11 protein-coding genes are annotated in these 12,401 nt (G+C 47.4%); all 11 read left to right on the top strand.

The window, feature by feature from the left end; all coding sequences use genetic code 11:
* The first annotated feature begins 4 nt into the window (after positions 1–4).
* Genes ACQUQU_RS09690 through cysN form a run of 11 tightly spaced genes read left to right on the top strand, consistent with a single transcriptional unit; the run spans position 5 to position 12,338 of the window.
* On the top strand, positions 5–229 hold the full coding sequence (locus tag ACQUQU_RS09690) for a hypothetical protein (protein ID WP_430459478.1): 225 nt from the start codon (positions 5–7) through the stop codon (positions 227–229).
* Positions 226–1,275: a hypothetical protein gene (locus ACQUQU_RS09685; RefSeq protein ID WP_430459477.1), complete on the top strand. Its 1,050-nt coding sequence runs from the start codon at positions 226–228 to the stop codon at positions 1,273–1,275. The genes ACQUQU_RS09690 and ACQUQU_RS09685 overlap by 4 nt, the downstream gene beginning before the upstream one ends.
* 5 nt (positions 1,276–1,280) lie before the next feature.
* Positions 1,281–3,242, top strand: coding sequence for a rhamnan synthesis F family protein (locus ACQUQU_RS09680; protein WP_430459476.1), 1,962 nt, complete (start codon positions 1,281–1,283; stop codon positions 3,240–3,242).
* A 15-nt stretch (positions 3,243–3,257) separates the two neighbouring features.
* Complete coding sequence (locus ACQUQU_RS09675) at positions 3,258–4,226, top strand: hypothetical protein (protein WP_430459475.1); 969 nt, start codon at positions 3,258–3,260, stop codon at positions 4,224–4,226.
* A gap of 48 nt (positions 4,227–4,274) precedes the next feature.
* Positions 4,275–5,558 (top strand): hypothetical protein, encoded by a 1,284-nt coding sequence (locus ACQUQU_RS09670; protein WP_430459474.1) that lies wholly within the window; start codon positions 4,275–4,277, stop codon positions 5,556–5,558.
* 31 nt (positions 5,559–5,589) lie between these two features.
* The gene (locus ACQUQU_RS09665; RefSeq protein ID WP_430459473.1) at positions 5,590–7,347 is read left to right on the top strand and encodes an SLC13 family permease; all 1,758 of its coding nucleotides are present in this window, start codon (positions 5,590–5,592) and stop codon (positions 7,345–7,347) included.
* Positions 7,348–7,357: 10 nt separating this feature from the next.
* The gene (gene cysC / locus ACQUQU_RS09660; RefSeq protein WP_430459472.1) at positions 7,358–7,990 is read left to right on the top strand and encodes an adenylyl-sulfate kinase; all 633 of its coding nucleotides are present in this window, start codon (positions 7,358–7,360) and stop codon (positions 7,988–7,990) included.
* On the top strand, positions 7,974–8,789 hold the full coding sequence (gene cysQ, locus ACQUQU_RS09655) for a 3'(2'),5'-bisphosphate nucleotidase CysQ (protein WP_430459471.1): 816 nt from the start codon (positions 7,974–7,976) through the stop codon (positions 8,787–8,789). The genes cysC and cysQ overlap by 17 nt, the downstream gene beginning before the upstream one ends.
* A 3-nt stretch (positions 8,790–8,792) precedes the next feature.
* On the top strand, positions 8,793–9,986 hold the full coding sequence (locus ACQUQU_RS09650) for a hypothetical protein (RefSeq protein ID WP_430459470.1): 1,194 nt from the start codon (positions 8,793–8,795) through the stop codon (positions 9,984–9,986).
* A gap of 3 nt (positions 9,987–9,989) precedes the next feature.
* Complete coding sequence (gene cysD, locus ACQUQU_RS09645; RefSeq protein WP_430459469.1) at positions 9,990–10,904, top strand: sulfate adenylyltransferase subunit CysD; 915 nt, start codon at positions 9,990–9,992, stop codon at positions 10,902–10,904.
* 9 nt (positions 10,905–10,913) lie between these two features.
* Positions 10,914–12,338 (top strand): sulfate adenylyltransferase subunit CysN, encoded by a 1,425-nt coding sequence (cysN, locus tag ACQUQU_RS09640; RefSeq protein WP_430459468.1) that lies wholly within the window; start codon positions 10,914–10,916, stop codon positions 12,336–12,338.
* The last annotated feature ends 63 nt before the right edge of the window (positions 12,339–12,401 follow it).

Raw genomic sequence — 12,401 nt, 5'->3', positions numbered from 1 at the left:
TAATATGTTAAGTCAGGATGAAGTCGCGGAGCTGAAGAAATTTGCCCGTGTCAATGAAGATTTTATCGATTTTCTGCGTGATGCAGCGATTGAGTATGAAGATACCTCGCTGGAAACATCTTACTCCTTGATGCGACTGGTACAGGTGTTTCGTCCTGAAGGTACAATTGCCCGTAAGAAAGTAGCTGAGTACCAGTTGAAATTGGATATTCCGGTTGGTGATGCATGAATTCAACCACTCAGGAGTTGCATGATTTCGGATACCGCTTTATCGGCCCCGTAGTGACTGCATTTTTCGACAAAGTGCTTGCCTGCTGTTCAGGGCATGAGCCGAAGACACTCTATTTTCTCGCACGTGAAGGTTATTTTCTGAAACAGCTGTTTGATCACTATCAGGTAATCAGTGGCTGTCGTCCAGAACTGAAGTCTCAGTATTTGCTGTGCTCCCGGGCTTTTTTGTTCAAATTGGCTCTGGCAGACAAGAAGCTGATTCCCTCGACGCTTCAGCATCATTACAAGGGCAGTCTGTTGAATTTTCTGACGCGCAGGTTCGGTTTTAGCGGTGCGGATATTAATAAGATTATGGTCCGGCTGCCGCATATTACTGCGCAAATGGAAAGTGAAGTTAAGCTGCCAAGTGAGGCAGTCAGGATTGAAAAAGTTCTGACTGATATCAGCCAGCTTTTCCGGAGTGAGTTACAGGCAAAATCAGAACTCTACGCGGAATACTTGAAAGGGTTAGGCTTTCGGAATGGTCCTTTAAACGTCTTGGATATTGGATTTACCGGAACTATTCAGACTCTGCTTTCTGCGATGACCGGAGAATCTACCATTGGTCATTACATGGTCACTACGTCCAGGGCGAAGGATACAGATTCCTGCCAGTATTATGGCCATTTGAGTAGTGGCCAGAGCTTTGGTAAGGGCTACCCCATGATTGATCGGTCGTTGTATCTGGAGTCGGTGCTCACGGCCCCTCATGGGCAAATAATTGATATATTCTCCGTCAATGGACAGAGCCGTTTTGGATTCGCACAAAAGACGCGTGCGCAGCACCATTTTGAAATACTTCAGCAGATCAATGAAGGTGCTGTTTCCTATATGCAGGACGTTTTACCTGACGAGACGCAACTCGCAGCAGAGGACATCCCCGAATATTACGCAGGTATTGTTGCTGATCCTGCAAGCTTTCCTATGGATTTAAGGGCGATACTGGAGGTGGATGACCACATTTCAGGCTTTGGTGTGTTAAATCCAGCTCAGTTGTTCGGATAGTGAATATGCTTAATAGAATTAAGAAATCGACTGCGAGGCTTCGTAAGAAAGTTCTCGGGAATAACGTTGGCGGAAAAAAATCTGCGCCGCACTTGGCTGTTGATGATCCGTCTTTGTTTGCTGATGCAATCAGTGCAGGCTTGTTTGATCCTGTCTGGTATCAGCAGCAGCACAAAATTTACTTTTCTTCGGCTGAAGATGCATTTGCTGACTACCTCAGAAAGTCAGCTTTTTCTAATGTGGCGCCAAGTTCTGCGTTTGATCCGGTGTCTTATTTTCATAATAACCCTGACGTGTATACTGCTGGTATGTCGCCTCTGCGGCATTTTTTACGTTTTGGTCTTGCTGAAGGACGTTCGGCGTATCCGCTCAGGCCTCTCTGGCGCAGCAGAGAAAACTTAGACGTCGCTAAAATTCCTTTCAAAAGAGAGGGGCGTTATGCTGTCGTTTTGCATATTTTCTACGCAGATTTTATTAGCCGGTTCCATAATGCCTTTATGGGAGTTGATTTCAATTTTGATCTTTTTATCACAACCACCTCTCGTGAAGTGGCTGAAAAAGCAGAAATTGTATTCAGAGCGAACCCGTCTGTTCAGTCTGTGTATGTTAAGACTGTCCCTAATCAAGGACGCAATTTCGGCCCTTTTTTGGTTGAGTTTGCAGAAAAATTGCGTGATTACGATTTTTTCTGCCACATGCATAGTAAAAAATCACTGTATTCGGGATCTGAACAAGTTCATTGGGCAGAGTATCTAATTGAATATCTCGCTCGTGATAAGCAGATACTCCGGAATGCTTTGAATGCGTTCGAGAATGATCCGGCGTTAGGTATTTACCATCCGACAACGTTCTGGAACATGCCGCAATGGACCTGTCATTGGCTGAAGAATAAAGGGATTGGTAATAAATTACTCAGGGAGTGGTTTGATATCGATTTCCATAAAGACTATTTTGCGTATCCGGCCGGTGGTATGTTCTGGGCTCGCGTTGATGCAGTCAGACCTTTGCTCGAAAGGTCGTGGTCTTATGCTGATTTTCCTGAAGAGCCAATTCCAGCTGATGGAACAGTCCTGCACGCTATAGAGCGAGTTTTGCCAGTTATTGCTCAAAAACAAGGGTATAAGAACTTTTACTATTATCCTGCGTCTGGCCAATTTTCATTGGATGAAAATTTCATTTTTCTTGAATATCAATATGGTTTGGATTTTCGCATGAATATGCTGTGCTCGCAGCAAGAGATCTGTTCATTTGATGTTTTTGATACTCTGGTGTGGCGGAAATATTTTGTCCCTGACTATGCCAAGTTTTGTCTCCCTGAGTTGGCTGGACTGACTTTGTCCGGAAGCGAGTTTGTCGCTCTGCGAAATGCAGCGGAATTAGCTGTTCGAGAGAAAAAAAAGTTTAAGGGTGATGTTACTATTGTCGAGATCTATGAAGAGCTCGCTGCGCAGAAGATTATTCCTTCAGAACGTATTCTGGAGATGGTAGATCTTGAGTTTGAAATTGATCTATCAATGATCCGGCCGAAGGAGTTGATGGTAGAGTTTGTTAATAGATTGGGTGGCTCTGGTAAGCAGATTTATATTGTGACAGATACATACTACACGCGGATGCAAATCGATAAGCTTTTAGCAGTAGTTGGTATTGTTGTTCCTTATGTTCTGTACGTATCGAGCGAAACGGGCTTGAGAAAAGACTCAGGGACTGTTTGGGAACGGTTGAGCGCTGAGCTTAAGGCAGGCGGCAAGCTTAAGTCCTTTGTTCATGTTGGTGATAATGTTGTTTCTGATTCACAGATTCCTGGTGACTTTGGTATTAGGACTATTCATATCCTTGCTCCAAAGGACAAATGGCAGGCTTTACGGATGCCGACGCTTCCGTGTGATTTTGAGTCGTTAAGCAATATTAAGCAAATGAAAAAGTGGGGTTGTCTCGTTGCTGTGACTGGGCACAGTCCCTTTATTTGATGGTGAAAATATAAAATGAAGACACTGTACCTTCACATTGGTCCTCATAAAACCGGAAGCACGTATATCCAGCAGGAGTTGTTTAAGCACCGAGAAAAGTTGTTTGAACAGGGGGTATTGTATCCGGACAGTATGTTGGAAATGTACGGTCATACAGGTCTCGCCACTGCTGTTAAGTCGGGTGACTTGTCTGCATATCGTCAGGAATTGAACGATGTGAATTCGTTTGCTGGTGATGTAATTTTGTCCAGCGAAAATTTTTATAACATGACGCAGGATCAGATCAGTTTGTTGCGTCAGGTTCTGCATTTCGATGATGTAAAAATTATTATTTATTATAGACAACCAACAATCCGGTTGCTCTCGGTATGGCACGAATATGTTAAGTCCGGGATAACCCAGTCCTATCCCGAGTTTGCTAACCGCCACTTGGCGCGCCCTTTTATCAGCGATGAATTGAATATTAAGCGGAAGATTGATGACTACCTGCAAGTTTTTTCTGCAGCATCTGTACATGTTGTAGATTATGAGAAAGCGGTTTCATCACAATCTACGTTGAGTAGTTTTTTTGAAGCAATTGGGCAGTCAATGCCCTTCCTGGAAAAATGGACCTCTGTTAATGCGCGGATAGACTTTCTCGATCTTGAAGTTCTCAGAAGCCTGCACTATCTCTCCGTTGCAGGGCCACTGAGAGGTCATCAGTTACGAATCCGCTTTTTGGCGCATCGCGACAAATACCTAGATTTGTTGGCTTGTTCCGTATTTCCGGCAATGGAGCGTGCAATGGATCAGTATGTGGTGGGCGCATCATTCGTTGATAGGGCTCTACTTGATACCATCAACAAGGCCTATTCGGGTTCTGTAGATGAAAGTAGGCCGTTATCCTCGGAGGACGTTCGGATACCAAAATCCCTTTGGTTGTTAGATGAAGATGCAGCCACGGCGATGCGGTTCATTTACGCGGATCTGGTCGCAGGAGCATGAATGTTATGAAGTCTTTTTTGTCTATATTTTGGTGTTGAAGAGGTTATCATGGTTGTTGGCAATTCCGGTATTTTAGCTGATGCCGAGATTATCCTTCATATTGGCGCGCCGAAAACCGGTTCTTCGGCAGTGCAAAAAGACTTTAGTCAGAACCAGGATGCTCTGGCACTTAGTGGATATTACTACCCACCACACGAACTTGACCCTAATGGTATATCCGGTGGTCATTGGCAAATCGCATCCCTACTGAATGAGGGAAACGTTGGGGCGGTTAGGGATAAAATCTGCAACTACCTTCTGCAGGCCCGTGCGGTTGGTTGTAAGTTGCTGCTTTCAGCTGAAGGATTCTTTACCCATCCTGATCTCTTGACTGTGGCATTAGTGGATTTCAAATATGTGGTAGTGTCGTTTTATAGGCATCCGCTTGATTCATTCAGATCTTCATATAATCAGGATGTAAAGCGGCATTTTTATAGTCAGACTATCCAGACATTCTCCATGTCGCAAGCTTGCCTCAAGCCTGCTATAACGGGCGAATCTTTGCTTCGCTGGGCAGAGTTGGCCGGCCCGCAGCGTGTAGTAGTATTGCCGTATCACGATCAAGCGGCATCGGATGCTACAGGAGCGTTGTCATCTTTTCTTGGAATTCAATTGAGTTGCCGTGGGCAGCGTATTAATCTGAGCTACACCCCGTGCGCTGTTGAGTTTAAGCGTGTGCTTAATAGTATTTTAAATCCACTTGAACAGCATCTGAATGGTCAAGTCGATTTTGCCTTGCAGAAGTATTCAGATGCTGTTTCTCCACCGCGACCTTCTCTAGAACAGTTGTTGGGAAAAGAGTGTTTAAGGTTGTTGGAGGATAAATATGCTCCTATTGTTGCTCGGATCTCGGAAGTTTTTGGCATTAGTGTTTCTCATGGACAGGAATTAGATGTCGGTAATCATTACGAATCTATAGATCTCGTGTGGGCGTTTGTAGCTAAAGCGCCAGAACTTGGTGATTACATCAGGGATTGTGTATTTCACGCCCTTAAATCGGGAGATTTTTCATATGACTTCCTTCAGTTGTGTCGTTGGGTTGATCTTCCCTTTGATGCTCTTCCTTTCGAGCGCCGTCAGCTGATGCGACCGGAAGATCTCGCTGCCTCATTGGATAGAAGTGCTCAGTTGGCAGATGTGTACCGGGAGCTGAGTAAAATACTGGAGCGCGCGGGTGACTATGCCTCTGCTTTGGCCATTGCTGATAGGGCATTAGGGCTGAGGCCAGATGGCCCGTATCTGCAATTGATGGTAAAGCGGCTGAAGAGTGTATCTGAGTCCAGCAGCCGTTGAGCATTGGCATCAATTTAGGGAGTGACCGTTCGTGGATTTTTACTTGGTAGCCGGTTTGCTGGGGTTTACTCTGGTAGCGCTAATCAGTAATAAACTGGCACCGGAAAAGCTGTTCCTGGCGGTGTTGGGAGTGTTGCTGTTGAGCGATGTACTATCGCCTAAAGATTCTCTAGCAGGGTTTTCGAATGTTGGCCTGTTCACGATCGCCGCGCTCTATGTGGTTGTCGGCGGTTTGAGAGATACGGGTGCCACACATTTGTTGCGCCGCTATCTGGTTGGGAGCCCTAAGTCTCAGGCCAGTGCGTTTAACCGTATGTTGCCGGTGACTGTGGTGCTGAGTGCCTTTGTGAATAACACTCCGATTGTGGCCATGTTTACGACACTGGCGCAGGGGTTATCCAAACGTTTTTCGTTACGTTTGTCAGGTATTCTGATCCCGGTCAGTTATGCGTCGATACTGGGTGGGTTGTGTACGCTGATCGGTACCAGTACCAATCTGGTGGTCGATGGTTTGATTCAGCAGCAGGGCTTGGAAGGTTTTTCGCTGTTTGAAATTGCCTGGGTGGGTTTGCCAATCGCCGTGGTTGGATTCTTTTACATGAAGCTCGCTGCGCCATCCTTGTTGCCGGCACGTGAAGGCTCGATGGAGCAGTTTGATCATGTACGTGAATACATGGTTGAAATGGTTATTCAGCCCAGCAGTGAACTGGTCAAACGGAGTATTCAGGATGCTGGTCTGCGGAATCTTCCGGGGCTTTTTCTGGTGGAAGTGGAGCGTGAGGGGCAGGTTTTGTCCGCAGTACGCCCTCGTACGGTTCTGGAGGCTGGTGATCGTCTTGTGTTCGCTGGCAGTCCGGAATCGGTACTGGAATTACGCAATATTCACGGCTTAACGCTGGCCGACGATCAGCGTTTTAAACTGGATGGGAACCGTTCAGATCGTCGATTGTTTGAAGCCGTTCTTTCGCCTTCAAATCCGATGATCGGAATGAGTATTAAAGAAGCCCGTTTCCGCCATCGCTACAGCGCTGTGGTATTGAGTGTGTCGCGTCACGGTGAGCGTCTTAAAGGCAAGCTCGGTGAACTGATTCTTGAGGCAGGGGATACCCTGCTGATTGAGGCGCAGAAAGGCTTTCTGATGCGCTACCGGAATAGTCGTGATTTTCTTCTGGTCAGTAAATTAGCTGAAACCAATCACGCAGAAGAGCGTAAAGCCTTGCTGGCCGTTGGTATTTTTTTAGCCATGATCGTCGCTTCCGCTACCGGTCTTCTGTCCATCTTTGAAAGCTCTGTGGTTGCCGCCGGCGCTATGCTAGCGACCGGTTGTATTGCCTTTGAGGATGCCGGGAAGAGTATTGATTATCCGGTGCTGCTGGTGATCGCCTGTGCCTTTGGTCTGGGTGCTGCGGTACAGAATGTGGGGCTTGCGTCGGCCGTTGCGGCAACCTTGCTTGAATTTGTTAAGACCCCCTGGGGGGCATTAGCGGCTGTGTATGTCACGACGGTGTTCCTGACGGAGCTTATGACCAACAACGCCGCCGCCATTATTGTTCTGCCAATCGCATTAAGCACCGCGCAGACGTTGGGGGTGAATTATGAGCCGTTTGCCATCGCCGTTATGGTGGGGGCATCGGCAAGCTTTATGACGCCAACGGGCTATCAGACCAATCTGATGGTGATGGGTCCGGGTGGTTACCGGTTTATGGATTACGTTAAATTTGGCGCACCTCTCAGCCTGATTGTGGGCGTGATGGCGTTACTGCTTATTCCACAGTTCTGGGAGTTTTAAGGAGATTAAAATGAAAGATGAGAACATCGTCTGGCATAACCACCCGGTGGATAAAGCCATCCGGTCGGATATGAAGAAACAGCGTCCCTGTCTGTTGTGGTTTACCGGGTTGAGTGGATCGGGAAAATCCACCATTGCCGGTGCGGTTGAGCACAAGCTGGCTCTGCGCCAGCAGCATACTTACCTGATGGATGGCGATAATGTCCGTCATCGTTTGTGTAAAGACCTCGGTTTTTCTGAAACGGATCGGGTAGAAAACATCCGTCGTGTCGGTGAGGTTGCCAACCTGATGATTGACGCCGGGCTGATCGTTTTAACCGCGTTTATTTCTCCCTTCCGCGAAAACCGGGACATGGTTCGCGCCATGTTGGGAGAGGGCGAATTCATCGAAGTTTTCATTGATACCCCGATTGAAGAGTGCGAGCGTCGCGATCCTAAAGGATTGTATAAAAAGGCGCGTGCCGGCCAGATTAAAGATTTCACCGGCATTGATTCCCCATATGAGTCACCTGAGTCTGCGGAAATTCATATTCTCAATGTAGGCGTTGCTGTTGAAGATGCCGCTGATCAGGTAATTGCCTATCTGGAAAGTAATGGCTACCTGAAGCCGGTTAAGGAGGCTTGTCATGCAACAGCTGGTTGATCAGGTATCGTCCATCGCCCGTAAAGCCGGCGAGGCCATCATGGCTATTTATCGCACTGACTTCACCAAATACGAAAAGGCGGACAGCAGTCCCCTGACGGAGGCGGATATCGCGGCTCATCATATTATCTGTGATGGTCTTGCAGAAATCAGCAGCCTGCCTGTGTTGTCTGAAGAGTCTCCGGCCGAACAGATGAAGTGGGATGCTCGCAAAAACTGGGGCGAATTCTGGTTGGTTGATCCGCTCGACGGCACAAAGGAATTCATTAACAAAAATGATGAATTCACAGTCAATATTGCGCTTATCCGTGGTGGTAAGGCGGTATTGGGTGTTGTTTATTGTCCGGCTCTTGACCGTCTGTATTTTGCAACAGAAGGTGTAGGTGCCTTCCGCAAGGATGGTCAGGAGGCAGAGCCCACAGAGATTCGCGTAAGTTCAGAGCCCGTGGCTGGTGAGACCTGGAAGGTGGTGGGTTCACGTCGTCATGGCGCGGAAGCGCTGGAGAAATTCGCTCAGAGTCTGGGCGAAGTAGAAACTGTCTCTATGGGAAGTTCGCTGAAACTCTGCCTGGTTGCAGAAGGTAAGGCGCATCTTTATCCGCGTCTGGCACCTACCTGTGAATGGGATACAGGCGCAGCCCAGGCGGTGGTAGAAATCGCTGGCGGAGCGGTTTTGACCCCCGCATTAAAGCCGCTTGAATACGGTCAGAAAGAAGACCTTTTAAACCCCTATTTTATTGTCTGCGCACAGCTGAATCCGACTTGGGGTACCGTTTTTTCTGCACTTTGCAAGGAGTAGGTGATGAAGATTGCGGTGATAGGGACTTCAAATTCTGTAATGAAAGGTGGTTACGTTGGAGCTTTGAGAGCGTCGCATGATGTGACTAATTTCTCCTCCGGCCGTGTGCCATATTATGCGCACGTTAAGACGCTTCTTAAGAATGAGGAGCAGCTTAGGCAATTTGATTTGATTATCTTGGACCATTACATTAATGATGTAAACTATTATGTGTCGCGGATGCCAGATTCTTATGCAGAGAGATTAGTAGATTTTTATGCATTGCTAGCTAGGCTTAAGGTCCCAGTTCTTAATATAGTGTTTCCAATTGTTAATCTTAGTTTATCTAAGTCATATTGGTACTATGAGAAAGTTAAACATTTAAGCGAGCGGTTTGACTTTTTTACGTTGGATCTTAATCTGGTTTTATTTGAACCTTCTATGTATAAGGATAGTATTCATCTCAAGAAGGAGGTTTCATATTATTTTGGGTGTTGGTTGGCTGGGGAGATTTGTTTTATTAAGTGGAGTATTCCGAAAGGAATTAAGTCTAGGGAGGGTGTGTTTTCTCTGCTCGGCGAGGAGTATCTTCGTTTGCAGAGTGGCGTTGAGGAGTATTCGTTTTCAAACAGCTTGATGGAACTGAACTGCTTCCTTCTAAAGGAAACGTTGACTTTGCCTAACTCTGGTGAAATTGTCTCTTTTGGTTATTTTAATTCGAAGGAATCTGAATCTCTTCATGGTTTCACTGTAAATGGCACTCCTTATGCTCTTTTTGGTTCTCTTTACTATCATGAGGCTCTGTCTAGTTCGGGCGGAGAGGTGATTCTTGAGCCGCTCTTTGGGTTAAATGATGGCGTTCCATATTTACATGGTCGTGGCGCTTTCAAAGGCACTGTTTCTGGGTATTTTGACTATCCAACTGTCACAGAGTTTCTTTTTCATGATGGCTCACATCCGGGAGAAGAGTTGCCGTCAGGGCAGGGTTTTCTGATTGATCTGTCAAAGTTTGCATCAGACGTTGCTCATATTTTCTCATTTTCAGCGATAAGTATTCCTGCTGAAACAATAGATTATTTGCGAGATCTGGCCATCGCAAATGAGAGATCCGATCTCGAGTGTAGTTACAAGCTAATGACGGTTGCTGCAACCTTTAGGCCTGGCGGTGTTGGTATTCAGAAGAAACTTGCGCAGTACAAAACGAATCTCCGAGGATGAAAAATGCAATTAACTAAAAAGCGATTGACGCACCTTAAGCAACTTGAGGCTGAGAGTATTCATATTATCCGTGAAGTGGCCGCCGAGTTTGATAATCCGGTGATGCTGTATTCAATTGGTAAAGATTCCGCCGTGATGCTGCATCTGGCAGCCAAGGCCTTTTATCCGGGTACTCCACCGTTTCCACTGATGCACGTGGACACAACCTGGAAATTCCGTCAGATGATTGAGTTTCGTGATCAGATGGCGAAGAAACTGGGTATGGAATTGATTGTTCATATCAACGAAGAAGGCGTTAAACAGGGTGTTGGCCCGTTTACTCATGGTTCGGCAAAACATACCGACATCATGAAAACCCAGTCCCTGAAGCAGGCGCTGGACAAATACAAGTTTGATGCTGCATTTGGTGGCGCCCGTCGTGACGAAGAGAAATCGCGTGCAAAAGAGCGCGTTTATTCCTTCCGCGATAAAAATCATCGCTGGGACCCCAAGAATCAGCGCCCGGAATTGTGGAATACCTACAACGGCCGGGTAAATAAGGGCGAAAGTATTCGCGTATTTCCGCTGTCTAACTGGACTGAGCTGGACATCTGGCAATACATCTATCTCGAAAACATTGAGATTGTTCCTCTGTACTACGCGGCAGAGCGTCCGGTGGTTGAGCGCGACGGAATGCTGCTGATGGTGGATGATGAGCGTTTCCCGCTGGCGGAAGGTGAGACCCCGGAAATGAAGATGGTTCGTTTCCGCACCTTAGGTTGTTACCCGCTGACCGGTGCCGTTGAATCCTCGGCGGATACACTGCCGGAAATTATTCAGGAAATGCTGCTGACGACCACCTCGGAACGTCAGGGGCGGGCCATTGACCACGATTCGTCGGGTTCAATGGAAAAGAAAAAGATGGAAGGTTATTTCTAAGGGGGATATATGGCACACGCATCTGATTTGATTGAACAGGATATCCTTGCCTACCTGCAGCAGCATGAGCAAAAAGATATCCTCCGCTTTTTAACCTGTGGCAACGTTGATGACGGCAAATCGACCCTGATTGGCCGTATGCTGCACGATTCCAAGCTGATCTTCGAAGACCAGCTGGCAGCGATTAAGAAGGACTCTCAGAAGTTTAATACCACGAATCAGGAATTCGATCTGGCGCTGCTGGTCGATGGTCTTCAGTCTGAACGTGAACAGGGTATTACCATTGATGTGGCTTATCGCTATTTCTCTACGGATAAGCGTAAGTTCATTATTGCGGATTGCCCGGGGCACGAGCAGTACACCCGGAACATGGCGACCGGTGCGTCGACCTGCGATCTGGCGATTATTCTGATCGATGCCCGTAAAGGCATTCAGACCCAGACCCGTCGTCACAGCTACATCGTCAGTCTGCTGGGTATCAAAAATGTGATTGTGGCCGTCAATAAGATGGACCTCATGAGCTTTGAGCAGAGTGTGTTCGACCAGATTGCTGATGATTACCGTCAGTTTGCTGAAGAGCTCAAGTTTGAAAATATCTATTTCGTTCCTATGTCTGCCTTATTGGGTGACAACGTCGTAGAACGCAGCGCCAGCACCGACTGGTATCAGGGCCCAACTCTGATTCAGCTGCTGGAAAGCGTAGATACAACCCCTGCGGTTGAATTTCCGGCCTTCCGTTTACCGGTGCAGTATGTGAATCGCCCGAATCTCGATTTCCGGGGTTTCTGCGGCACTATCACGGCTGGTGCGGTAAAAGCAGGTGATTCGGTAATGGCGCTGCCATCCGGCAAAGTGAGCAAGGTTTCACGTATTGTGACCGCAGACGGTGATCTGGATTGGGCCGGTGCTGGTGAAGCGGTCACGCTGACGCTGGAAGATGAAATCGACATTTCCCGTGGCGATGTCATCGTCAGTCTGGAAATGCGTCCTGAGGTGACATCTGCATTTACCGCCGAAGTGGTCTGGATGAATGAAGAACCGCTTGTGGTTGGTAAAGAGTATATTTTTAAAGCCGCCGCCAAGAGTGTTTACGGTCGTGTTACCGCCGTTCAGCATCGTGTGGATGTTAACACGATGGACCGGCTGGACGCGGATCATCTGGGGCTGAATGAAGTGGGTCTGGTGACGGTCGAGCTGAGTGCCGAGCTGGTGATCGATCCGTACGATCAGACGCAGGGTACGGGCAGCTTCGTGGTCATTGACCGCATGTCCAATCTAACGCTGGCGGCGGGCATGATCCGTGAAAAAACAGACCGCTCAGCGGGGCTCTCATATGAACAGCGTATGGCAATGTTTACACTGGAGCTGAATGGTCTGGTGCGTAAGTACTTCCCTGAGTGGAACGCTGACGACATTTCTAAGCTGCTTAAGTAGTCATCGTTAGCAGAAGTATAAGAAGCGTGGCCTGACCACGCTTTTTTTATGTGCGTTTTGTGC

Origin of the sequence: Thalassolituus sp. LLYu03 (genome assembly GCF_050507655.1) — a bacterium.
GTDB lineage: Bacteria > Pseudomonadota > Gammaproteobacteria > Pseudomonadales > Oceanobacteraceae > Venatoribacter.
Note: the sequence above shows the minus strand (reverse complement) of the source record. Positions and strands in the feature narration are given on the sequence as shown.